21 protein-coding genes and 1 tRNA gene are annotated in these 22,317 nt (G+C 58.4%); 8 read left to right on the forward strand and 14 right to left on the reverse strand.

Going from position 1 to position 22,317, the window contains the following annotated elements; genetic code table 11:
- Nucleotides 1-4 precede the first annotated feature (4 nt).
- The 8 genes from PQR62_RS10475 to PQR62_RS10510 form a co-directional block, all read right to left on the reverse strand.
- Complete coding sequence (locus PQR62_RS10475) at nucleotides 5-202, reverse strand: hypothetical protein (protein ID WP_408157573.1); 198 nt, start codon at nucleotides 200-202, stop codon at nucleotides 5-7.
- 159 nt (nucleotides 203-361) lie between these two features.
- The gene (locus PQR62_RS10480) at nucleotides 362-3,319 is read right to left on the reverse strand and encodes a ribonucleoside-diphosphate reductase subunit alpha (protein WP_408157574.1); all 2,958 of its coding nucleotides are present in this window, start codon (nucleotides 3,317-3,319) and stop codon (nucleotides 362-364) included.
- 345 nt (nucleotides 3,320-3,664) lie between these two features.
- Nucleotides 3,665-4,303: a 1,6-anhydro-N-acetylmuramyl-L-alanine amidase AmpD gene (gene ampD, locus PQR62_RS10485; protein ID WP_408157576.1), complete on the reverse strand. Its 639-nt coding sequence runs from the start codon at nucleotides 4,301-4,303 to the stop codon at nucleotides 3,665-3,667.
- A gap of 4 nt (nucleotides 4,304-4,307) precedes the next feature.
- Nucleotides 4,308-4,583 carry a PP0621 family protein gene (locus tag PQR62_RS10490; protein WP_408157578.1) on the reverse strand — a complete coding sequence of 92 codons (276 nt, stop codon included), beginning with the start codon at nucleotides 4,581-4,583 and terminating at the stop codon, nucleotides 4,308-4,310.
- Entirely contained in the window at nucleotides 4,580-5,395 is an 816-nt protein-coding gene (locus PQR62_RS10495) for a cytochrome C assembly family protein (RefSeq protein ID WP_408157580.1), read from the reverse strand. The genes PQR62_RS10490 and PQR62_RS10495 overlap by 4 nt, the downstream gene beginning before the upstream one ends.
- A 462-nt stretch (nucleotides 5,396-5,857) precedes the next feature.
- The gene (locus PQR62_RS10500) at nucleotides 5,858-6,667 is read right to left on the reverse strand and encodes an ABC transporter ATP-binding protein (protein WP_408157582.1); all 810 of its coding nucleotides are present in this window, start codon (nucleotides 6,665-6,667) and stop codon (nucleotides 5,858-5,860) included.
- A 1-nt stretch (nucleotide 6,668) separates the two neighbouring features.
- Entirely contained in the window at nucleotides 6,669-7,490 is an 822-nt protein-coding gene (locus PQR62_RS10505) for an ABC transporter permease (RefSeq protein WP_408157584.1), read from the reverse strand.
- Nucleotides 7,491-7,525: 35 nt separating this feature from the next.
- Entirely contained in the window at nucleotides 7,526-8,488 is a 963-nt protein-coding gene (locus PQR62_RS10510) for an ABC transporter substrate-binding protein (RefSeq protein WP_408157586.1), read from the reverse strand.
- Nucleotides 8,489-8,781: 293 nt separating this feature from the next.
- Here PQR62_RS10510 and ffh point away from each other — a divergent pair, with 293 nt between their 5' ends.
- The 3 genes from ffh (at nucleotide 8,782) to PQR62_RS10525 (ending at nucleotide 11,746) form a co-directional block, all read left to right on the forward strand.
- Nucleotides 8,782-10,149 carry a signal recognition particle protein gene (gene ffh / locus PQR62_RS10515; RefSeq protein WP_408157588.1) on the forward strand — a complete coding sequence of 456 codons (1,368 nt, stop codon included), beginning with the start codon at nucleotides 8,782-8,784 and terminating at the stop codon, nucleotides 10,147-10,149.
- 211 nt (nucleotides 10,150-10,360) lie between these two features.
- A complete protein-coding gene (locus tag PQR62_RS10520) occupies nucleotides 10,361-10,855 on the forward strand; it encodes an SWIB/MDM2 domain-containing protein (RefSeq protein WP_408157590.1) in 495 nt (164 codons plus the stop codon).
- Nucleotides 10,856-11,329: 474 nt separating this feature from the next.
- Nucleotides 11,330-11,746: a hypothetical protein gene (locus tag PQR62_RS10525; protein WP_408157592.1), complete on the forward strand. Its 417-nt coding sequence runs from the start codon at nucleotides 11,330-11,332 to the stop codon at nucleotides 11,744-11,746.
- A 175-nt stretch (nucleotides 11,747-11,921) separates the two neighbouring features.
- On the opposite strand, the gene PQR62_RS10530 is transcribed toward PQR62_RS10525, so the two are convergent.
- Nucleotides 11,922-13,652, reverse strand: coding sequence for a proline--tRNA ligase (locus tag PQR62_RS10530; RefSeq protein WP_408157594.1), 1,731 nt, complete (start codon nucleotides 13,650-13,652; stop codon nucleotides 11,922-11,924).
- Between the two features lie 237 nt (nucleotides 13,653-13,889).
- Between PQR62_RS10530 and PQR62_RS10535 the strand changes: the two genes are divergently transcribed.
- Both PQR62_RS10535 and PQR62_RS10540 read left to right on the forward strand, forming a co-directional pair.
- Entirely contained in the window at nucleotides 13,890-14,495 is a 606-nt protein-coding gene (locus PQR62_RS10535) for an RNA pyrophosphohydrolase (RefSeq protein ID WP_408157596.1), read from the forward strand.
- Between the two features lie 104 nt (nucleotides 14,496-14,599).
- Nucleotides 14,600-15,115, forward strand: coding sequence for a CNP1-like family protein (locus tag PQR62_RS10540; RefSeq protein WP_408157887.1), 516 nt, complete (start codon nucleotides 14,600-14,602; stop codon nucleotides 15,113-15,115).
- Between the two features lie 100 nt (nucleotides 15,116-15,215).
- Here PQR62_RS10540 and proB read toward each other — a convergent pair whose 3' ends face one another.
- From proB to rplU, 4 genes are all read right to left on the reverse strand, one after another.
- A complete protein-coding gene (gene proB / locus PQR62_RS10545) occupies nucleotides 15,216-16,334 on the reverse strand; it encodes a glutamate 5-kinase (protein ID WP_408157598.1) in 1,119 nt (372 codons plus the stop codon).
- Nucleotides 16,335-16,560: 226 nt separating this feature from the next.
- Complete coding sequence (gene cgtA, locus PQR62_RS10550) at nucleotides 16,561-17,670, reverse strand: Obg family GTPase CgtA (RefSeq protein WP_408157600.1); 1,110 nt, start codon at nucleotides 17,668-17,670, stop codon at nucleotides 16,561-16,563.
- A gap of 98 nt (nucleotides 17,671-17,768) precedes the next feature.
- Nucleotides 17,769-18,026, reverse strand: a complete 258-nt coding sequence (rpmA, locus tag PQR62_RS10555; protein ID WP_408157602.1) for a 50S ribosomal protein L27 — start codon at nucleotides 18,024-18,026, stop codon at nucleotides 17,769-17,771.
- A gap of 37 nt (nucleotides 18,027-18,063) precedes the next feature.
- Nucleotides 18,064-18,375 (reverse strand): 50S ribosomal protein L21, encoded by a 312-nt coding sequence (gene rplU / locus PQR62_RS10560; RefSeq protein ID WP_408157604.1) that lies wholly within the window; start codon nucleotides 18,373-18,375, stop codon nucleotides 18,064-18,066.
- A 305-nt stretch (nucleotides 18,376-18,680) separates the two neighbouring features.
- On the opposite strand from rplU, the gene ispB reads away from it, so the two are divergent.
- Nucleotides 18,681-19,631 carry an octaprenyl diphosphate synthase gene (gene ispB / locus PQR62_RS10565; RefSeq protein ID WP_408157606.1) on the forward strand — a complete coding sequence of 317 codons (951 nt, stop codon included), beginning with the start codon at nucleotides 18,681-18,683 and terminating at the stop codon, nucleotides 19,629-19,631.
- 55 nt (nucleotides 19,632-19,686) lie between these two features.
- Nucleotides 19,687-19,763, forward strand: a tRNA-Pro gene (locus PQR62_RS10570).
- Nucleotides 19,764-20,008: 245 nt separating this feature from the next.
- On the opposite strand, the gene PQR62_RS10575 is transcribed toward PQR62_RS10570, so the two are convergent.
- Entirely contained in the window at nucleotides 20,009-21,910 is a 1,902-nt protein-coding gene (locus tag PQR62_RS10575) for an acyltransferase family protein (protein WP_408157608.1), read from the reverse strand.
- Nucleotides 21,911-21,949: 39 nt separating this feature from the next.
- Between PQR62_RS10575 and PQR62_RS10580 the strand changes: the two genes are divergently transcribed.
- Complete coding sequence (locus PQR62_RS10580) at nucleotides 21,950-22,300, forward strand: hypothetical protein (RefSeq protein WP_408157610.1); 351 nt, start codon at nucleotides 21,950-21,952, stop codon at nucleotides 22,298-22,300.
- Nucleotides 22,301-22,317 lie beyond the last annotated feature (17 nt).

Genomic DNA, 22,317 nt, shown 5'->3' on the forward strand with positions numbered 1-22,317 from the left:
GTGCTCATTCACGGTCACCGATTGTGCGCCGCAGGACATCTGCCTTGCGTCGTCCGAGATCGATACTGACCGCGCCGTTTGTCTCATCGAGACCTGAGCTTGCTTGCTGCAGTATGAATTCTTTTGCGCATCCTCCAGGCCATGTCGCCTGAAGTCGTGCCGCAGCTTTGCTGGCGCTGATGGCCATGGCGCCGTTGGCCATGATGTTACCCCGCTGGCGCCACCGGCGATGGACCGCTTTCACAGTCACACCGCCGGTGTCCGGACCTTGCTGATCTGACGATGCATCAAGGCCCCCGTTACTTCTGTCTCTGCTTCTACTGCCGCTACCTCTACTGCGTCTGCTTATGACTGGCCGGGATTACTGGCAAGCTTCGCATTCTTCAAAGCCGGCGTCGCCTGGACGCATGGTGCACACCGGACCATCGGCTTCGAGCGCAGCGCCCGGGCTCGGCATTGCATAGGCAGCCGGCGCCGAGGCTGTGGCCGCAGCTGCTGCAGCCGATGCCGATACGCCGCCATCCACTGCCACCGCGTTCAGTGCGCCGGTCTTGGAAGTCGACTTCTCGGTATGGGTCGCGCCGATGGTGCGGAGATAGTAGGTGGTCTTCAGACCGCGCAACCATGCCAGCTTGTAGGTGTCATCCAGACGCTTGCCCGACGCGCCGGCCATGTAGATGTTCAGCGATTGCGCCTGATCGATCCACTTCTGACGACGCGATGCAGCTTCCACCAGCCACGACGGCTCGACTTCGAACGCAGTCGCGTAGATGTCGCGCAGGTCTTGCGGGATGCGGTCGATCTTGGCCAGGCTGCCGTCGAAATACTTGAGGTCGGAAATCATGACTTCGTCCCACAGGCCGCGCGCCTTCAGGTCACGCACCAGGTATTCGTTGATTTCAGTGAATTCGCCCGACAGGTTCGACTTCACATACAGGTTCTGGTAAGTCGGTTCGATGCAAGCCGACACGCCGATGATGTTGGAAATCGTCGCCGTCGGTGCAATCGCCACGCAGTTCGAATTGCGCATGCCGAATTCCTTGATACGCGCCCGCAGTTCGGTCCAGTCCATGGTTTCGGAGCTATCGGTTTCCAGATAGCCGCCGCGTTCTTCGGCCAGCAGCTTCAGGGAATCCTGTGGCAGGATGCCGCGATCCCACAGCGAACCGCGATAGGAACTGTAACGGCCGCGCTCTTCGGCCAGTTCGGTCGATGCCCAGTATGCGTAGTAGCAAACGGCCTCCATCGAACGGTCGGCAAACTCGACCGCATCCATCGAAGCATATGGCACGCGCTTCATGTGCAGGCAATCCTGGAAGCCCATGATGCCCATGCCCACCGGACGGTGGCGCAGGTTCGAATCACGTGCTTTCTTGACTGCGTAATAGTTGATGTCGATCACGTTGTCCAGCATGCGCATGGCGGTGCGGACGGTCTTTTGCAGCTTGACGTGGTCGATCTCGCCATTGACCAGGTGGGCCGGCATGTTGACCGAACCCAGATTGCAGACGGCGATTTCGGATTCGTTGGTATTCAGTGTGATTTCGGTGCACAGGTTGGAACTGTGAACCACGCCCACGTGCTGCTGCGGCGAACGGATGTTGCAAGGATCCTTGAAGGTGATCCATGGGTGGCCGGTTTCAAACAGCATCGACAGCATCTTGCGCCACAGGTCCAGCGCCTGAATCTTCTTGAACAGCTTCAACTCGCCGCGCGCCGCCTTGGCTTCATAGCCGAGGTAGGCTTCTTCGAAGGCACGGCCGAACTTGTCGTGCAGATCAGGCGTGTCGGATGGCGAGAACAGGGTCCACTCGCCCTTTTCCATCACGCGCTTCATGAACATGTCGGGAATCCAGTTCGCGGTGTTCATGTCGTGCGTACGGCGGCGATCGTCGCCGGTGTTCTTGCGCAGCTCGAGGAATTCCTCGATGTCCATGTGCCAGGTTTCCAGGTAGGCGCAGACCGCGCCCTTGCGCTTGCCGCCCTGGTTGACCGCGACGGCAGTGTCGTTAACCACTTTCAGGAACGGAACCACGCCTTGCGACTTGCCGTTGGTGCCCTTGATGTGCGCGCCCAGCGAACGCACCGGAGTCCAGTCGTTGCCGAGACCGCCCGCGTATTTGGCCAGCAGCGCGTTTTCCTTGATGGCTTCGTAGATGCCGTCCAGATCGTCGGCCACAGTGGTCAGATAGCAGGACGACAATTGCGAACGCAGGGTGCCCGAGTTGAACAGCGTCGGGGTCGAGCTCATGAAGTCGAACGAGGACAGCAGGTCGTAGAACTCGATGGTGCGTGCTTCGCGATTGATTTCGTTGAGTGCCAGACCCATCGCCACGCGCATGTAGAACGCCTGCGGCATTTCGATGCGGGTGCCCTGGATGTGCAGGAAATAGCGGTCATACAGAGTCTGCAGGCCGAGGTAACCGAATTGCAGATCGCGCTCAGGCTTGATGGCGTCGGCCAGCTTGGCCAGATCGAACTGCGCCAGCTTGGGATCGAGCAGCTCGGCGTCGATCCCCTTCTTGATATAGCGCGGGAAATATTCCAGATATTCGGCCGGCGCGTCGGCTTGCGCCACTTCCTTGCCGAACACTTCCTTGCGCACGGTGTGCATCAGCAGACGTGCGGTGACCTGACTGTAGGCCGGATCTTTTTCCATCAGCGCGCGCGCTGCCAGAATCGAGGACTTGTGCAGCTCTTCCACCGGCACGCCGTCGTACAGATTCTTGACGGTCTCGGCCAGGATGGCTTGCGCGTCGACATGCTTTTCCAGACCTTCGCACGCGGCGTTGATCAGGGTACGGACTTCGTTGAGATCCAGCAGGCGGCTCTTGCCATCTTCCACCACGTGCAGTTGCGGCGCGACGATATCGGCAGCAGCGCTGCTGCCTTGAGCGCGTTCTTCCATGCGCTTGGCGCGATACAGCACGTAAGCGCGGGCGACATCGTGTTCACCGGAGCGCATCAGCGCCAGCTCAACCTGATCCTGGATGTCTTCAATATGAAAGGTGCCGCCGGTCGGCTGACGACGCACCAGCGCCGATACGACATTGGTGGTCAGTTGTTCGACCATTTCGCGCACACGCGCGGAAGCTGCGCCCTGCCCGCCATTGACCGCCAGAAAAGCCTTGGTCACGGCGATCGAAATCTTGGACGGCTCGAAACCGACCACTGCGCCGTTGCGGCGGATGATGCGGTATTCGCCCAGACCGGTTGCCGCCTTGATCGCTGGCGCCACGGTTTCGGACGAAAAGCCGGAGCCCGGATTGATGCCAAACTCAGCTGGGGATTTGACGGAAATTTCTTGAGTAGAGCGCACTTAGCCTCCTAAAGCATAAACGGGCAGTCAGACTGCCCTTGTTACCGATTAGAACTCTCGATAGACGAGAGATTCGCGAAAATAGCGCAAGCGTCCGACAATGAATCCTGCGCAAAGCAGTTCCACTGCTGACGAATACTTGCTTGAACAACCGAAGATATTGAGAAGAGAAGAGACGGCGAGACGTTGTAGGACTTGATTACTGCCTCACGAACCTTGCACTTTCACTGAAGCGTTGCCAGACCCTGCAAACTTACCAAAACACTATATCTAGTTCAGAAAGAACGATTGAGACTAATTCTAGTAGCGACGCCTGAGAGATGCAACCGCTATTTCTTCATATTTTTACGCCTGCCCTGCTTGACATCCTTCTAGGCCAGCAGGGAAGCGCAGTTGCGCCGCTTCAATTTTTTCAGCCAATTCCTCGCGATAGCGCGACCAATCAAAAAATGGACCCGGATCGGTTTTACGACCAGGCGCAATATGTTCGTGCCCGGCAACGTCGGCCAGCGCATAGCGGCGACGCAGCGCAGCCGTCAGCGACGTCAGCCGCTGATACTGAGGTGCAGTGAAGACTTCGAAGTCGGTGCCCTCAAGCTCGATGCCGATGGAAAAGTCGTTGCAGCGCTCGCGCCCCTGGAAGCTGGAGACGCCCGCATGCCAGGCGCGCTGGTTGGCAGAGACGAACTGGATGATGGCGCCGTCGCGCCGGATCAGAAAATGCGCCGACACCCGCAGCGGCCGCAACTGATCGAAGTAAGGATGCTGATCGCAGTCGAGCCGGTTGAGAAACAGGTCTTCTATATAGGGGCCGCCGAATTCGCCGGGCGGCAGGCTGATGTTATGCACCACCAGCAATTCGGCGATGCTGCCGTCGGGCCGCTCGTCGCAGTTGGGCGAAGCCAGGCGCTGCGCGCCATGGCACCAGCCGGCGCCGTCGATTTCCAGATCAAGGGCGCCGCCATCTTGGTGAACAGAGGACATGGCGTCAGAACGAGGCGAGGCGGCGGTGCTCTTCCGAGCAGTAGTGCGCGCCGGAGGCATGGGTGACCGCCTCCGAGATCGGGAAGTGGATGCCGCAATGGGCGCATTGCACCATCGGTTCGACATCGCTGTCGACCGAACGCATGCTACCCGGCTCCGGGCTCTTCGGCCTCGGCTTGCTCGCATTCGCGCTTTCGGCGCCGGCCAGCATGGATTTTCTGGCGCGGTGGAACCAGACGAACACGGCCAGCGCCACCACCAGCCAAATCAGATATTTCATATCAGTACCCGATGCAGCACGACTTCAAGTACGAACCGGCTGCCCACATATGCCAATAAAAGAATCGCAAAACCGGCCAGCGTAAAACTCAACGCCGTCCGTCCGCGCCATCCCTGCCAGCGGCGTCCGGCCAGCAACAGCCCGAACAGCACCCACGACAGCAGGGTAAAAATCGTTTTGTGATCCCAGCGAAAAGCGGTGCCGAACAACTTCTCAGAAAACACCACGCCCGACAACACCGTCAGCGTCAGCAAGAGGAAGCCGAAGGCGATCAGGCGGAACAGCAATTTTTCCATCGTCAGCAAGGCCGGCAATCGGTCCAGCGCCATCGCGAACCAGCCGCCGCTGCGCGCCATGGCGCCCGGCCGGGTATGCAGACGCGACTCCTGCAACACCATCAGCACCGCGTGAAAAGCGGCGATGGTCAGCGTGCTGTAGGCCAGAATCGAAATCGCGATATGCCACAGAAACCAGTCCGACTTGCCGGTCAGAAGCACCATGTTGCCGGGAAACACCGCCGGCAGAATCACCGCCACAGCTGCCACCGGCAGCACCATCACGCGCATGCTGTCGAGCGAGAAATTGCGATTTTCCAGCCAGTAGGCCGCCACCGAAATCCAGAGCGTAGCGGACAACATGACTGCAAACCCGACCCGCACCGACTCCGGCGCGAACATGTCTGCGGTCAGCGCACCGCCGTGCAAAATCCAGCCCAGCATCGTACCCAGCGAAATCGGCAGGCGCCGCTCGGAAGGCAGAAAAGCACAGCCGATGTACAGCAGCGCAGCCAGGATGAATAAATAAGTTTGCATCGGATAAGTTTACACTATGTCGGCCGCCTGCTGACCTTCCGTCCCTTGCACCAAGGCGCTGAGCGGAGGATGGCGCATGGCGATTTCGATGCAGCGATGCGATCAGACCTTCAAGGCGGGCGCCTGCGGATTATTTATATGAGGCCGAAACGCCGGAACAAAAGCAAAATCCGCGTAAAGGCGAACGATTGCTTGTAAGCAAATGCCGCGCCAGCGCTACGCTGAACATGAGGCGCCCCTTGCTCCACAAGCAAATCCGCGACACAGGCTGCCATGAGAAACGGCAGGCGCATCGCAACCTGCCGTTCCTCACCTCCCCCATGTTTTGCTGATGCGTTGCAGATTCCTGATCAAGCAAATCTGCGGCCTGCATCGCATCCGCTTCCGCGGCTCCAATTTTTGCACGACAAACTCTCGCACTATATATAAGGCAGTACGGCCGAATGCACTCGGCGACGGACTTCAGTCCACCGCCGCCGCACGCATTTCGGCATTGTGATGGCGTTGCTGCTCTTCCATCACCAACTGGCCGAGTTCGCGCTTGAGGGCATTGAACTCGGGATCGGCCGGATCGCGCAGACGCGGCAGCGTCACCGTGATGTCGCGTTTGATGGTGCCGGGGCGATAGGTCATGACCACAATGCGGTCGGCCAGATAGATCGCCTCTTCGATACTGTGCGTGACGAACACGATGGTTTTCTTGAACTCGTCCCAGATACGCAGCAGCTCGTCCTGCAGATTGCGCCGGGTCAGCGCATCCAGCGCGCCAAAGGGTTCATCCATCAGCATGATCGGCGAATCCAGCGCCAGCACGCGCGCAATCGCCACGCGCTGACGCATGCCGCCCGACAGATCCTTGGGGAAACGGCTGCGGAAATCGATCAGACCCAGCTTGTCCAGCAGTTGGGTCACGCGCGTCTGAATGTCGGCCTTCTTGACGCCTTTGATTTCAAGTCCAAAGGCAACGTTCTGCTCCACCGTCATCCAGGGAAACAGCGCGTACTCCTGAAACACCATGCCGCGATCGGGGCCGGGCTCGCTCACCAGCTGACCGCCGGTCGTGATCTGGCCCGATGACGGCAGGGCGAAACCGGCAATCGCATTGAGCAGCGTCGACTTGCCGCAGCCCGAAGGGCCGAGCAGGCAGACGAACTGGCCATCGGGAATATCCAGATTGATATCCTTGAGCGCCACCACTTCGCGCTCGTCCGACTTGAAAACCTTGTTGACGCCGGTGATCCGGATCTGAGGTGTGGAATTCAACATGTTCATCTCAGTTCTCCAGACCGCGGTGCCAGCGCAGCATATAGTTGTTGAGGCGGCTCATGCCGAGGTCGATCGCCAGACCCAGCAGGCCGATGGTGATCATGCCGGCGATGATCTTGTCCGACCAGAAATACTCGCGCGCTTCCATGATGCGAAAGCCCAGACCGTTGCTGACCGCAATCATCTCGGCCACGATCACCACGATGAAGGCGGTGCCGATACCGATGCGCACGCCCGACAGAATGTAAGGTACCGACGCCGGCAGCATCACCCGCAAAAACAGTGTGCTCTGGCTGGCGCCGAGATTGCGCGCCGCACGCAGATAGATGCTGTCGACCTGGCGCACGCCGGCGATGGTATTCATCAGCACCGGGAAAAACGCGCCCAGCGAGATCAGGAACAAGGCCGGCGGATTGCCCAGCCCGAACCACAGAATCGCCAGCGGAATATAGGCGATCGGCGGAATCGGGCGGATCACCTGCACCGTCAGATTCATCAGTCCGTAGATGCGCTGACTGGAGCCCATCAGCAGACCCAGCGGCAAGGCCAGGCCGGCGCCGATCAGGAAACCGGCCACCACCCGATACAGACTGCCGATGGCATCAGTGATCAGCTCGCCGGAAAACACCCAGGCCAGCCAGCTGCCATCCGCCGGATCGTAAGCCTTGGTCGGCGAAATGTACTCGAACCACTTGTGCACCACCGCCCAGGGCGATGGCAGCACCAGCGGATTGATCCAGCCCAGCGAGGACGCACCCTGCCAGATGGCGATCACCAGCACCGGCACGATGAGCCCCTGCAGGACTCCCCCATTTTTTTGTTTGGCCATGGCCCTTACCTTTAGCTGATGGATGAATGGCTCGTTTACTTGAGATTCATGCTCTTCTTGGCCTGCTCCAGCAGATCGGTCTTCACCCAATCCTTGGCGACCGGCGGCTTGGCCATCTTGCCGGTACCGTACTTGGCCATGGTGTCGGTGGTGACCTGGATGTGCTCGACGGTGATGTCATACGCATAAGGCGAATTGCCGATGGCGTCGTAGAAATCTTCCTTGGTGATCTGGTTCTTGAAGATCACTTCGCGCACATACTTTTCAGCCGTTTCCTTGTTGTCGATGAAGGTCTTGGTGGCTTCCAGGAAGCAGCGCATGAACTTCTCGGCCAGCGGACGCTTCTCTTTGTAGAACTTCTCGGTCATCACCATGGTGCGGTAAGGCTCACCGATCGGCGTGTCATAAGGCTTCATGACTTCCACGCCGAAGCCCTTGTTGATGGCCTGCGAAGACTGCGGCTCGCTCTGCATCATGGCATCGATATTCTTGCCCAACAGCGCCTGATTCAGATCGGCAAAAGCCAGATAGACGATGGTCACATCCTTGGCGCTCAGACCGTTCTGGCCCAGTTCGGCATCCAGCAGCACTTCATGGATACCGCCCCGCGTCACGCCGACCTTCTTGCCTTTCAGATCCTTGACCGACTTGATGCCGGAATCCTTGCCCGCCACCAGCCGTGCGCCGCCCTTGGCGAAACCGGCCACGACGTAGATCGGTGCACCGTTGGCGCGGCCCGAAATCGCCGCCTCGGACGCGGTAGTACCGACATCGAGCTCACCGGCCAGAATGCCCTGCATCACGTCCGGGCCCTTGGCGAATACCTTTTCATCAACCTTGATGCCGCATTTCGGTGCAATTTCCTTGATATAGGACACCGCGCCGTAATGCGCAAACTTCAGATTACCCAGGCGGATCACATCATCTGCAGCCTGGCTGGTGGTGGCGATGGCAGCGCTGGCCGCGATCAATGCAATGCCGATCAGTTTTGTGGACATCTCTCTCTCCTTGTCTTTAGTTGTTGAAACAGGCCGGTGCGCGCCGGTTATCTGCATTTTTTTATTTTGAATGTTCCCTGGTGGGGATTGCGCTTACGCAACCTCGCCATGTATACACAATTCGCCGGAGCAGGACAAGATGGGAATTATGCTTAACGGCGGTCAAGACCGCGTCCTCCGCCTCCAGCAAGCCGCGCCGATCAGGTAAAATGCCCGATTCTTCCGCAGTCAGCGCGCCGGCCCCGCGCCATGTTTGAACGCTGCTGCCGCCTCATTTTTCAAGGTAATCCGCCATGCTAGACAATCTGACCCAACGCCTCGCCAAAGTCGTCAAGACCATGCGCGGGGAAGCGCGCCTGACCGAAACCAATACCGCCGACATGCTGCGTGAAGTGCGCCTGGCCTTGCTGGAGGCCGACGTTGCCTTGCCGGCCGTGCGCGAATTCATCGCCAAGGTCAAGGAAAAAGCGGTCGGCGAAGAAGTCATCGGCTCGCTGACGCCAGGGCAGGCGCTGGTCGGTGTGGTGCAACGCGAACTGGCCAGCCTGATGGGCGCCGATCTCGGTCCTGAAGCCTCGCAACTGAACTTCGCCACCCAGCCGCCGGCGATTATCCTGATGGCAGGTCTGCAGGGCGCCGGTAAAACCACCACCGTCGGCAAGCTGGCGAAATACCTGCGTGAAAACAAGAAGAAAAAGGTGCTGACGGTTTCCGCCGACGTCTACCGTCCGGCCGCGATCGGCCAGTTGCAGACCGTAACCGGCCAGGCCGGCGCCGACTTCTTCCCGACTCTGCCGACCGACAAGCCGGTCGAGATCGCACTGGCGGCGCTGGATTACGCCAAGAAGCATCACCATGAAGTCCTGATCATCGACACCGCCGGCCGCCTCGGCATCGACGAAGCGATGATGCAGGAAATCCGCGCAGTGCATGCCGCCGTCAAGCCGATCGAAACCCTGTTCGTGGTCGACGCCATGCTTGGCCAGGACGCCATCAATACCGCCAAAGCCTTCAGCGACGCGCTGCCGCTGACCGGCATCGTACTGACCAAGCTGGATGGTGATTCACGCGGCGGCGCCGCGCTGTCGGTGCGTCACATTACCGGCAAGCCGATCAAGTTCGCCGGCGTTGCCGAGAAACTGGACGGCCTGGAGGCCTTCGACCCGAGCCGCATGGCCAACCGGATTCTGGGCATGGGCGACATCCTGGCGCTGGTCGAGGAAGCCAAAAAAGGCGTCGACATGGCGGCCGCGCAGGATCTGGCGCACAAGATCAAGGGCGGCGGCAAGTTCGATCTGAACGACTTCAAGGCGCAGCTGGGCCAGATGAAAAAGATGGGCGGCCTGTCCAGCCTGCTCGACAAATTGCCGGCGCAGATGCAGCAGGCCGCCGGCAACGCCAACATGGATCAGGCCGAAAAACAGGTACGCCGCATGGAAGGCATCATCAATGCCATGACCGCGCAGGAGCGCGCAAAGCCAGAGCTGATCAAGGCTTCGCGCAAACGCCGCATCGCCACGGGAGCCGGCGTGCAGGTGCAGGAAGTCAATCGCATGCTGTCACAATTCGACCAGATGCAGACCATGATGAAGAAGCTCAAAGGCGGCGGCATGATGAAGATGATGCGCAACATGAAAGGCATGATGCCGGGCATGCGCTGAGGTCTTTGAGAGGCACGTTTCCCGGCCTTTGCGAATCGCCGCGATCCCTTTACCGGCGCGGCTCGACAAGGATTACGCAAAGGTCGTTGTTTCCCTGCTGATTCACTCCAAAAACCCGTAAAAAATACTTGCATGGCTGCTCAAAGCGCACCACTATTAGCGGTGCGTAATTGAACGCATCCAACTCATTCCTTGTCGAGGAGTCTTTCAGATGGCCACAGCGAAAAAACCAGCAGCCGCAGCAAAGAAGCCAGTAAGCAAAGCAGCCGCTCCAAAACCAGCCGCAAAGAAACCAGCCGTGAAGGCTGCTCCGAAGGCTGCACCCAAAGCGGCCGCAAAACCTGCCGCCAAACCAGCGGCGAAAGCAGCTGCCAAACCAGCAGTAAAAGCAGCACCAAAGGCAGCCGCCAAGCCCGCAGCGAAGAAACCGGCAGTCAAGAAAGCCGCAGCACCACGTACCCCCAACGCCGCCTTCATGAAGCCGCTGACACCGTCGGCCGAGCTGGCACTGGTCGTCGGCGCCAAGCCTCTGCCACGCACTGAAGTCACGAAGAAGGTCTGGGAATACATCAAGAAGAACAATCTGCAAAACGCCGAGAACAAACGCAACATCGACGCCGACGACAAGCTGAAAGCCGTCTTCGCCGGCAAGAAGCAAGTCACGATGTTCGAAATGACCAAGCTGATTTCCGCCCATCTGAAATAAGGCGACAACATCGGTTTGCACATCGGTGCAAAACAAAAACGCCCGCAACTTGCGGGCGTTTTTGTTTGTGGCGGCGCTTGTGCCAATCGCCCTATGGTACGCAGTTCAATGTGACTTCGCCGGCACGCCATTCTTCTGTCTCGATTGAACAGGGCAAGATGATCACACTGGTCGAGCGCCGGACGCGTTGCCGGCCACGCCGCAAACGATGAAGTTCGCGTCAGACAATCACTCTATATACATCAAGCAAACCAGAGCTGATCCATTCGGATTCAAGCGTGCCGCCCCCTGCATCCGGGCTACAGGCGATGCCCGTGACTTGCTGATGACAACAGCTTCCATCCAGCATTGAATTTCCGACAAGTAAGCCCAGAAACTTCGTGCCGCTGCTGGAGTCTAGCCTCAGTGATTTTCAAGAAGCCCCGCCACAGACACTTGTCTGCATTGAAGAATTGATAAAAGAAGGAGATGACAATGCCAACATTTCAACCTCGCTCAACAGCTCGTTTCAGCACGCTCGTCGGCAGTCTCTTGCTCACTGCCTGTGCGTTCATATCGATCAATCCGGCCTCGGCCGCCGATGCCCAACCCGGCTCGAACTATGAGAAAGAACGCGCCGCCTGTCTCAACGGCAGCTCGAATCAGGATCGCGCAACCTGCCTGAAAGAGGCTGGAGCGGCGCGTGAAGAAGCCGCGCGCGGCAAGCTGAACGATCCGGCCCAGACGCAGTATCGGCAGAACGCACTTACGCGCTGCAAGGCGCTGCCTGATGCGGATCGCATTGAATGCGAAAAGCGTATCGACGGCTCCGGCGTAACCCAGGGCAACCCCATGGATGGCGGCGTGCTGCGCGAAAACGTGACGATCGTGCCGGGCACACTGAGCAAGTAGGCGACCAGGCGAGCACTCATGCGGCGAAGGGGCGGATGTAAAAAGACCAAGGGCCCGCATGATGCAAACATGCAGGCCCTTGGTCTTGGTTATTGCCTGTTACCTATTTCAAGATCGCGGCGTCAATACGACTCCGTCTTGCAGATGGAGCCGAACGGAGTTTCACCGTCGACGCTTAGTCCTTCAGCTTGGACTGAATGAAGCTCAGCGCTTCTTGCAGCGGCACCGCGGTTGCAGCGGTGTCGCGGCGACCCTGATATTCGATCTGGCCATCCTTCAGACCACGGTCGCCGATGACGATGCGATGCGGCACGCCGATCAGTTCCCAGTCCGCAAACATCGCGCCCGGACGCTCTCCGCGATCATCCAGAATCACGTCGACGCCGGCGTTTTGCAGTTCAGCGTAGAGCTTGTCGATTTCGGCCTTGACCGCTTCGCTGCGGTCGTAACCCATCGGGCACAGCACCACGGCGAACGGCGCCAGCGAGGCCGGCCAGATGATGCCCTTGTCGTCGAAATTCTGCTCGATGGCGGCGCCCAGAATGCGCGTCACGCCGATACCGTAGCAGCCCATCATCAATGCCTGCGGCTTGCCGTTTTCGTCCAGGTAAGTCGCCTTCATCGCTTCAGAATACGCGGTGCCGAGCTGGAACACGTGACCGACTTCGATGCCGCGCTGAATCGCCAGCACGCCCTTGCCGTCCGGCGAAGCATCGCCTTCGACCACATTACGGATATCGGCGACTTCAGGTTCAGGCAAATCACGGCCCCAGTTGACGCCGGTGTAATGGAAGTCGGCTTCATTGGCGCCGCAGACGAAATCGCTCATGTTGGCGACGGTACGATCGGCCACTACCTTGACCGGCTTCTTGGTGCCGATGGGACCGAGGTAGCCCGGCGGCGTGCCGAAGCTTTCGACGATCTCGGCTTCGTTGGCAAAACGGTATCCGCCGAGTCCGGCGATCTTGCCGGCCTTGACTTCATTCAGCTCGTGATCGCCGCGCAGCAGCAGCAACCAGATCTGTTTCTTGGACGCGTCCTCTTCATTGTCCACGGCCAGCACAATGGACTTGACGGTGCGTTGCAGCGGCAACTGCAGCAACTCGGCCACGGCTTCGCACTTGGCCTTGCCCGGCGTCGCGGTCTTTTGCAGCGCTTCCTTGGCGGCTGCGCGGCTGGTGTCGACGGCAATTGCTTCGGCGGCTTCCATGTTGGCGGCGTAATCGGAAGTCGGGCAGTACACCAGCGCGTCTTCGCCGGTGGCGGCGATCACGTGGAACTCATGCGAACCGGAACCGCCGATGGCACCGTTGTCGGCAGCCACTGCGCGAAACTGCAGACCGAAGCGGGTGAAAATGCGCACGTAGGCGTCATACATGATCTGGTAGGACTTCTTCAGCCCATCCAGGTCGCGGTCGAAAGAGTAAGCATCCTTCATGGTGAATTCGCGGCCGCGCATCAGGCCGAAACGCGGACGGCGCTCGTCACGGAACTTGGTCTGGATGTGATAGAAGTTAACCGGCAATTGCTTGTAGCTGCGCAGTTCGGTGCGCGCCACATCGGTCACCACCTCTTCCGAAGTCGGCTGGATCGCGAAGTCGCGGCCATGGCGATCCTTCACGCGCATCAGCTCGGCGCCCATCTTGTCCCAGCGGCCGGTTTCCTGCCACAGCTCAGCCGGCTGCACCACCGGCATCAGCAATTCGACAGCGCCGGAGCGATTCATTTCTTCACGCACGATGGCTTCGACTTTGCGAATAACGCGCAATCCCATCGGCATGTAAGTGTAGATACCGGAACCCAGACGCTTGATCATGCCGGCCCGCATCATCAGTTTATGGCTGACGATTTCGGCATCGGACGGAGCTTCTTTCAGGGTGGAAATAAAAAAACGGGAGGCGCGCATGACGATCGGTTCTTTTTAAAAGAGGAGGGTTATAATCGTTGTAATTTTAAAGGATTAGCTGGCTGATGCACCCACTCTTTGCACAATTGCTCCTTGCTTCAATGACATCCGCTAACAACAGATGTGATTGCTCCTGACGCAGGCCACTGCCGCTCGCGCGCTTCATGCCAATCGCGCGGCAAACTGCCCGAGCACGCCTGAGAGGAACGTCCGCCGCAGAAAGTTTTGAGGTACACCATGCTGGATCGAGAAGGCTTCCGCCCGAACGTCGGCATCATTCTGCTCAATGCCCACAACGAGGTATGGTGGGGCAAACGGGTGCGCGAGCATTCGTGGCAGTTTCCGCAGGGCGGAATCAAACACGGCGAAACACCTGAACAAGCCATGTTCCGTGAGCTGGAAGAAGAAATCGGCCTGAAGGCCGAACATGTCAAGATCATCGGACGTACGCGCGACTGGTTGCGCTACGAAGTCCCGGATCATTTCATCAAACGCGAAGTTCGCGGCCATTATCGCGGCCAGAAACAAATCTGGTTTCTGCTGCGCATGGTCGGGCGCGACTGCGACGTCAATCTGCGACTGACTTCGCATCCGGAATTCGATGCATGGCGTTGGCACGATTACTGGGTGCCGCTGGACGTCGTGATCGAGTTCAAGCGCGAAGTCTATCAACAAGCCCTGCAGGAATTGTCGCGCTTTCTGGCGCGGCCTGCGCATGGCCAGCGGCGTGGCGACGCGATTGCCGGGCCGGCTGCGACAGTGCCGCAAGCTCATCAGGCCGATGTTCCGAATGCCGCGCCGGCGCAGCTTAGCCCTGTCGCGACCACGCCCCATAACAAGTGAAGCTCATGCCATCTCCATTGAAGAATCAAGGCCAGACCCGTTCCAGCGCATTCGCCCGATTCAATCTCAACGCGCGCGCTCTGCGCCGTGCAGCTTTGGCCTGCATGCTACTGGCGGCGAGCGCCGTCAGTATTGCGCAGCAACTCGGCAATAACAACTTCGACGAAGATTTCGACGACGAAGAAAAGCCCTGGCAGGAAATCGCGGTGCAATTGCCGGCCGCTCCGCAAGAAGCCAATCTGGCCGAGTTTTATCTGAGCCCGAACGCCACCATGAAGGCCTATGTCGATCTGAAATCGGTCTCCATCGGCACCGACAAGGTGGTGCGCTACACCGTGGTGACCAAGACCAATGGCGGCGCCGTGAATGTTTCGTATGAAGGCATGCGCTGCGAAACCTTCGAAAAGAAGAGCTACGCCTTCGGCCACCCTGATGGCAAATGGGCACGCTCACGTCGCGACAAGTGGCAACAGTTGCGCGACGTCGGCGCCAATCGCATCGATGGCGCACTGTTCAAGGATTACTTCTGCGAAGGCCGCATCGTGGCCGACAACGGTAACGTGACCTCGATCGTGGACCGTCTGCGCAAGCAGCAAGCGATCGATCCGGTGCGTCGTTAAGCAAGACCATTCAAGCCCATCCTTCGGCCTTGAGCAAGAAACGGGCAACAAAAAAGCGCGGCATGCCGCGCTTTTTTAATACCTGCGAATCTGAGTCAGCTCACAGCAAGACCAGATTGTCGCGATGAATCAGTTCAGGCTCTTCGACGAAACCAAGAATCGCCTCAATCTCCGACGATGAATGACGGATGATGCGGCGCGCATCAGAGCTGGCATAGTTGCTCATGCCGCGCGCAATCGCCTTGCCCGATTCATCGGTGCAAGTGATTACATCGCCGCGACCGAACTCACCAGACACTTCGACCACGCCGATCGGCAACAGCGACTTGCCTTCCAGACTCAGCTTCTGCACCGCGCCGGCGTCCAGCACCACGCGCCCGGCGGTCTGCAAATGATCGGCCATCCACTGCTTGCGCGCGGTCAGTTGCGCGGTCTGCGCATTCAATTGGGTGCCGATGGTTTCGCCCTCGGCCAGACGCGTCAACACCTTGTCTTCACGCCCCCAGGCAATCACGGTGTGCGCGCCGGAAGTGGCTGCACGCTTGGCCGCCAGAATCTTGGTCAGCATACCGCCGCGACCAATGCCGGTGCCGGTGCCGCCGGCGATCAGTTCCAGCGCCGGATCACCAGCCTTGGCGTCGGTGATCAAAGTCGCGCTCGGATCCTTGCGCGGATCGGCGGTAAACAGGCCTGGCTGATCGGTCAGAATGATCAGCGCATCGGCCTCGATCAGATTGGCGACCAGCGCGCCCAGCGTGTCGTTGTCGCCGAACTTGATTTCATCGGTGACGACCGTGTCGTTTTCATTGATGACGGGGATCACGCCCAGTTGCAGCAGCGTGAACAAGGTCGAACGCGCATTCAGATAACGCTCGCGATCTGCGAGGTCGGCGTGCGTCAGCAAGACCTGCGCGCTGTGCAACTCATGCGCGCGAAAACTGCTTTCATAGATTTGCGCCAGGCCCATCTGACCCACTGCGGCGCAGGCCTGCAGATGGTGAATGCCGGTCGGACGCTTGTCGAAGCCGAGGCGCTGCATGCCTTCCGCCACGGCGCCGGAACTGACCAGCACCACTTCCTTGCCCATCTGACGCAATTGCGCAATCTGCTCCGCCCAGCGGGCGATGGCAGCGCTGTCGAGACCCTTGCCGTCGTTGGTGACCAGCGAGGAGCCTACTTTGATGATCAGCCGTTTGGCGCTTTGAATGACCGAATGCATATTCTTATCTGAGGAAACACGGCGAATGTGAAAGCAGGATGATAGCCGGAACGGCTGGGATGCGCTGAGGCGATGATGCTGAATGACACTGAATTTCGGTGAATGCGCAGAGCGACTGCTTCGACTTGATTCACATCGGCTTCACATCGAAGCCGCCATGGCGCTTGAAGCCGGACCGGCGTGCGATCTGAATATCGCAACGCCGGCGCTAAGCTTCAGAACTCAATCAGTCGAGCACTTTGAAGCGAGGATCGTCCGGATCGATAGAGGAAATATTGCGCGCCTCTTCGGTCATCTGGGTTTCTTCGGCGCGGTGCTCCTGATCGCGCTTGGTTTCCAGATAGCTGTAGATTTCAGTGATCAGATCTTCGCAGCCGTCGCGGTTCAATGCGGAAATCTCGAACACCGGACCCTTCCAGCCGAAGCGTTTGACGAAGTCCTTCACGCGCTTGACGCGATCCGCCTCCGGCACCACGTCCAGCTTGTTGAGCACCAGCCAGCGCGGCTTGTCGAACAAGGACTGATCGTACTTTTTCAGTTCCTTGACGATGGCCTTGGCTTCCTTGACCGGATCAACGGTGTTTTCAAACGGCGCCAGATCGACGATGTGCAACAACAGACCGGTGCGTTGCAAATGGCGCAGGAACTGCACGCCCAAGCCGGCGCCGTCAGCGGCGCCTTCGATCAGACCCGGAATGTCGGCGATCACGAAACTCTTTTCGTGACTCACGCGCACCACGCCCAGATTAGGATGCAGCGTCGTAAACGGATAGTCGGCGATCTTCGGACGGGCGTTGGATACCGCGGTGATGAAAGTCGACTTGCCGGCATTCGGCATGCCCAGCAAGCCTACATCAGCCAGCACCTTGAGCTCCAGGCGCAATTCACGGCGTTCGCCTTCCTTGCCCTCGGTCTTCTGACGCGGCGCACGGTTGGTCGATGTCTTGAAGTGGATATTGCCCCAGCCGCCTTCGCCGCCTTTGGCCAGCAAGACGGTTTCTTCGTGGTGCGTGAGGTCGGCCAGATGCTCGCCGGTATTGGCGTCGACAATCAGGGTGCCGACCGGCATGCGCAGGAAAATGTCATCCGCGCCCTTGCCGTAGCAATCCGAGCCGCGACCGTTTTCGCCATGGCGACCACGGTGCAGCTTGGCATAGCGATAATCGATCAGCGTATTGACGTTACGGTCGGCTACAGCCCAGATGCTGCCGCCCTTACCGCCGTCGCCGCCGTCCGGTCCACCGAACGGGCGGAATTTTTCGCGGCAAAAACTAGCAACACCGTTGCCGCCATCGCCAGCAACGACCTCGATTTTTGCTTCGTCTATAAATTTCATGTTTTTTGCCGCTTTAAAAACTAAAAGGCTCTACCAGCGGCAGAGCCTTTTATTTCGCGCAATCCAGCGGAATGAACCGCCGGGATAGCTGAAGACGCTTAAGCCGTAACGACTGTCACGTATTGACGTTGCTGCAAGCCCTTGACAACGAACTTGACCTTGCCGTCGACCAGTGCGAACAAGGTGTGATCCTTGCCCAGACCGACGTTTTCACCTGGGTGAACGCGTGTGCCGCGTTGACGAACGATGATGCCGCCGGCATTGATTGCCTGACCGCCGTAAACCTTGACGCCGAGTCGCTTCGACTCTGAATCACGGCCGTTGCGCGTAGTGCCGCCGCCTTTTTTGTGTGCCATTTAAGGACTCCTTGATCTAAGTGTAATCTACGCAGTATTAAGCGTTGATCGAGACGATTTGCAGTTCGGTGTAGTTCTGACGATGGCCTTGACGCTTCTGATAATGCTTACGACGACGCATTTTGAAGATCTTGACCTTGTCATGACGACCTTGCGCTACTACAGTAGCCAGCACCGTTGCACCCTCGACCAATGGCGCACCGAATTTAACGGTTTCGCCAGCGCCCACTGCGAGCACTTGATCCAGCGTGATTTCGGAGCCAATGTCTGCAGGTATCTGTTCTACTTTAAGTTTTTCACCAGCAGCAACTTTATATTGTTTGCCGCCGGTTTTTATGACCGCGTACATGTGAAACCTCATCGAATAATTAATGAACGATTTTCTTCCTGAAAGCCGAAACTGCTAGACAATTCGGGAAAACCTCCAATTATACATAGACTTAGCACCTCGGTCAAAAGCGCCGTGCGGTTTCGCGACCGCACTGCAACACAGTTTCCCGACAGACAATCTTTTACCCGGCTTTACCCTGTGGAAAAGGCCCTTTAGGCTGAGTCGGCCTTGTCATCGTATAATCCCGTATCTAACCGCAATCACCTTCTTTCACAGGTTTCGTCTTGTCTGCTGCCGTTCATACCGCCTCGCAAAACACCATCATGCAACCGATCGCTACCGACATGGAAGCGGTCAACGCTGTTATCCGGCGGCAACTTTACTCCGAAGTGCCGCTGGTCAATCAGGTTGCCGAATACATCATCAGCGCCGGCGGCAAGCGTCTGCGCCCGGTGCTGGTGCTGCTGATTGCCAATGCCTTCGGCTATCGCGGCGAACAGCATCACTCGCTCGCTGCCGTGATCGAGTTCATCCATACCGCCACCCTGCTGCACGACGACGTGGTCGATGAGTCCTCGCTGCGCCGCGGCAAGCAGACCGCCAATGCGCTGTTCGGCAACGCCGCCTCGGTGCTGGTCGGCGACTTCCTGTATTCGCGCGCCTTCCAGATGATGGTCGGCGTCGGCAATGCCCGCGTGATGGAAATCGTGGCCGATGCCACCAACGTCATCGCCGAAGGCGAAGTGCTGCAATTGCTGAACATGCACAACCCGGATGTCGACGAATCCGATTATCTGCAGGTGATACGCTCCAAGACCGCCAAGCTGTTCGAAGCCGCCAGCCAGATCGGCGCGCTGATCGCCGGCGCCGATGAAGCGGGCATCGAAGCCGCCGGCGAATACGGCCGCTCGATCGGCACCGCCTTCCAGCTGATCGACGACGTGCTGGACTACTCCGGCAACAGCGCCGAGATCGGCAAGAACGTCGGCGACGACCTGCGCGAAGGCAAGCCCACGCTGCCGCTGATTTACCTCATGCAAAACGGCACGCCGGCCGAACGCGAACTGGTGCGCAGTTGTATCGAAAACGGCGATGAGCAGCACTTCGACCAGATCCTTGCTGCGATCACCAACTCCGGCGCACTGGCGTATACAAGAGAGCAGGCCGAGATCGCAGCACGCCGCGCGTCCGACGCAATCGCCGGGCTGCCGGATAGTCAGTACAAAAAATCCTTGCTAGAATTATCGGTGTTCGCGGTAGACCGAAATCACTGATTCACCAGCACCGAATCGTTGATGTTTCGACTACCCGGCCAGTGTTTGAATCTAGCGGGGTGTAGCTTAGCCTGGTAGAGCGCTACGTTCGGGACGTAGAGGCCGGAGGTTCGAATCCTCTCACCCCGACCAGAGAATTTCTGAGCCAGACTCGATTCTCGGGTGAATCAAAATAGATACAACACATGACAACATGCGGCGGATAAAACTGTCGTACACAAACTGTCGCACCAAGCAAAAAACCGGATCAGTCGATCCGGTTTTTTCTTTTTGGGGCCGGACAGATTTTCTCGTCCACCTCGTTTTTGTCTCCCCCGCCCTCGCTGCCGCTCTGCTTCTTCTGCCCCACTCATTTCAGCGCGCGCCGCCTGCGACGATCAAGGCAGCGGGAAACCTTTGACGGCCAACATTGCACCCGTTCGAGTGAAATGATCCCGATCCGAAAAATTCGGTGCGTCCTCGCTTTCCAGTTTGCAGATCCGCGCGTTGCACAGATTGTCGAATGAAGAAAAATAGGTCGCGCCCTTGGAAAAGATCGACTTGAATTCGTCATGCAGTTGCACTCGCTCACCTCTGAACACCAGATGCGACAACTCGATATTGAGCACCTTCTGATACACCAGCAACTGCGGCACCGCGACGAAATACTCAGGAGAAGGACCATACACGATGACGCGCTTTCCCATCTGACTCAGCAGCAAGACGGTACGCCGTAAATTATCTACATCGCCCTTCTCCCATCGCGCCGCAATCACCACGGTGTCGACGCCTGCGCCGGAATCAGGCAGCCACTTCCGCAGCACGTGCTCGATCAAGCTGCGGCAATAAAGCGGGCCGCCGGTGTCCAGCGTCGGCTTGCAACCCACCGCCGTCGCCTGCAATATCTTCACCGAAGGATGCTGAGCCGAGAGCGCCGGAACAATGTTCGCGGCATGACTATCACCGATGACCAGCGCCGATTTGACGCCGGGCGCCTGCCCCAGACATGCGCCTGAATCGAAGAAGCTCATATCCGGATATTTCTGTGTAAGGAAGCACTTTCCGGTGTTGAACAAGCTCACGTCGGCTTCCATCGCCGCAGCGTATTTCAGCGCATCCGGCGAACTCTGCCACAGCGCCAGACTGCCCAACTGAAGGCCCATGAAATAGGGAAACAGACCGACGCAAGCGACGCCGAACGCCAGCATGATTTTGTGTGCCGGAAATCGCTCGGCCATTGCGCGAAACGGCTTTTCCACGAAACGCCAGCTCAACCATGCGAGCAACAAGCTCAGCATCAGCAACAACCATTTGACCGGCCGCGGATACAGCGACACCGTCAATCCCGCCAGACACGTCAGGGGCCAATGCACCAGATACAGCGAATAGGAAATCTTGCCTATCCAACGCATGGGCGACAATCGCAATATCCAGTTGGCAATGCTGTTGCTGCCCACGCCCGCCAGAATGCCGGCCGCCCCCATCACCGGCAGCAACGCCGACATACCGGGGAACACCATCTTCTCGTTGTAGAGAAAACATGCAGCCACAATCACCGCCAGACCAACGTTCGACAGCAAACTCCAGATGCGCTCGGACAAATAAGTTGAATGCATCGCAGCCAGCAAGGATCCGGCAAGCAGCTCCCAGGAGCGCAGCCACGGAAAATAGAACGCCTTGTATTGACTGACCGGCGTCACGATGGCCGCGGCAACGAAAGACACGAAAAACAGCAGCAGCAGGATCAAAATCAGGCGCCGGCGATTGCTCTTGCCGATGGCCAGCAGCAAGAGCGGGAAGACCAGATAGAACTGTTCCTCGACCGCCAGTGACCAGGTGTGCAAAACCGGGTTGGTCGAATCGTTGGCGAAGTAATCGGTCGTCGTATAGAACCAGAAATTGGAATACGAAAACGCCGCGGCAGAAAGAGAATTCAGCAGACTGCCGGACAATCCGGGCGGCAGCAGCATGAAAAAAACCAGAGCCGTCACGATCAGCATGGCATAGAGCGCCGGCGCGATACGCAGAATCCGCCGCGCATAGAAACGTGCCAGCGACTGCCGCCCGCTGTCTTTTGCGGCAAGCAAGATGCCGGTAATCAGATAGCCCGAAATCACGAAGAACACATCAACACCGACAAAGCCGCCCGAGATTGATGTGAAGCCGACGTGATACAGCAACACGGCCATCACTGCGACGGCGCGCAGTCCGTCGATCTCGCCTATGTGGGCTTTTGTTGCGGGCGCGGCCGTGGTTTGCAGCTTGTCAGCCGGGTATGAAGATCTGTCGATTGAGATCATGGGAGAGCGCCTCGATCCATAAGTGCTGAACGGAAAAACGTGCGTAGCGACACAGCCGAGGCGCCATCAGCAACTCACGCCGGCGTGCGCAAAAGCAAGTGGCCTGAGAGCGGCCATGCGATGAGATATTTAGGGGCTGCCGATCACGGCGCCTGGCCGCTGGCGCAGCGACGCAGCAAGGCCTGCGCAAAGCGGAATGTCCGCATGGCAATCAGGACGCGCCGCATGGGCGCAACGAGTGCAATGAGCACGATGGGCGCAGCACGCGGGCTGGCATGGCAGGCAGCGAATGAAAGCATTTTTCCCCGGATTCTTTTTGTGATGCTTTGTGTTTTTTATAAGAAGAATCATAGGCAGAAAAAAAAAGGAAAGCCTCATCCGTTTGGATGAGAAGCCTCAATCATTCG

The sequence above is a fragment of the Herbaspirillum lusitanum genome, assembly GCF_046025995.1.
GTDB classification, from domain to species: Bacteria; Pseudomonadota; Gammaproteobacteria; order Burkholderiales; family Burkholderiaceae_D; genus Herbaspirillum; species Herbaspirillum lusitanum_A.

Excerpts from the sequence above, each read along its gene's own strand:
- PQR62_RS10475 (WP_408157573.1), bottom strand. The coding sequence starts at position 202 with ATGGCCAACGGCGCCATGGCCATCAGCGCCAGCAAAGCTGCGGCACGA.
- ampD (WP_408157576.1), bottom strand. The coding sequence starts at position 4,303 with ATGTCCTCTGTTCACCAAGATGGCGGCGCCCTTGATCTGGAAATCGAC.
- PQR62_RS10490 (WP_408157578.1), bottom strand. The coding sequence starts at position 4,583 with ATGAAATATCTGATTTGGCTGGTGGTGGCGCTGGCCGTGTTCGTCTGG.
- PQR62_RS10495 (WP_408157580.1), bottom strand. The coding sequence starts at position 5,395 with ATGCAAACTTATTTATTCATCCTGGCTGCGCTGCTGTACATCGGCTGT.
- PQR62_RS10500 (WP_408157582.1), bottom strand. The coding sequence starts at position 6,667 with ATGAACATGTTGAATTCCACACCTCAGATCCGGATCACCGGCGTCAAC.
- PQR62_RS10505 (WP_408157584.1), bottom strand. The coding sequence starts at position 7,490 with ATGGCCAAACAAAAAAATGGGGGAGTCCTGCAGGGGCTCATCGTGCCG.
- PQR62_RS10510 (WP_408157586.1), bottom strand. The coding sequence starts at position 8,488 with ATGTCCACAAAACTGATCGGCATTGCATTGATCGCGGCCAGCGCTGCC.
- ffh (WP_408157588.1), top strand. The coding sequence starts at position 8,782 with ATGCTAGACAATCTGACCCAACGCCTCGCCAAAGTCGTCAAGACCATG.
- PQR62_RS10520 (WP_408157590.1), top strand. The coding sequence starts at position 10,361 with ATGGCCACAGCGAAAAAACCAGCAGCCGCAGCAAAGAAGCCAGTAAGC.
- PQR62_RS10525 (WP_408157592.1), top strand. The coding sequence starts at position 11,330 with ATGCCAACATTTCAACCTCGCTCAACAGCTCGTTTCAGCACGCTCGTC.
- PQR62_RS10530 (WP_408157594.1), bottom strand. The coding sequence starts at position 13,652 with ATGCGCGCCTCCCGTTTTTTTATTTCCACCCTGAAAGAAGCTCCGTCC.
- PQR62_RS10535 (WP_408157596.1), top strand. The coding sequence starts at position 13,890 with ATGCTGGATCGAGAAGGCTTCCGCCCGAACGTCGGCATCATTCTGCTC.
- PQR62_RS10540 (WP_408157887.1), top strand. The coding sequence starts at position 14,600 with ATGCTACTGGCGGCGAGCGCCGTCAGTATTGCGCAGCAACTCGGCAAT.
- proB (WP_408157598.1), bottom strand. The coding sequence starts at position 16,334 with ATGCATTCGGTCATTCAAAGCGCCAAACGGCTGATCATCAAAGTAGGC.
- cgtA (WP_408157600.1), bottom strand. The coding sequence starts at position 17,670 with ATGAAATTTATAGACGAAGCAAAAATCGAGGTCGTTGCTGGCGATGGC.
- rpmA (WP_408157602.1), bottom strand. The coding sequence starts at position 18,026 with ATGGCACACAAAAAAGGCGGCGGCACTACGCGCAACGGCCGTGATTCA.
- rplU (WP_408157604.1), bottom strand. The coding sequence starts at position 18,375 with ATGTACGCGGTCATAAAAACCGGCGGCAAACAATATAAAGTTGCTGCT.
- ispB (WP_408157606.1), top strand. The coding sequence starts at position 18,681 with ATGCAACCGATCGCTACCGACATGGAAGCGGTCAACGCTGTTATCCGG.
- PQR62_RS10575 (WP_408157608.1), bottom strand. The coding sequence starts at position 21,910 with ATGATCTCAATCGACAGATCTTCATACCCGGCTGACAAGCTGCAAACC.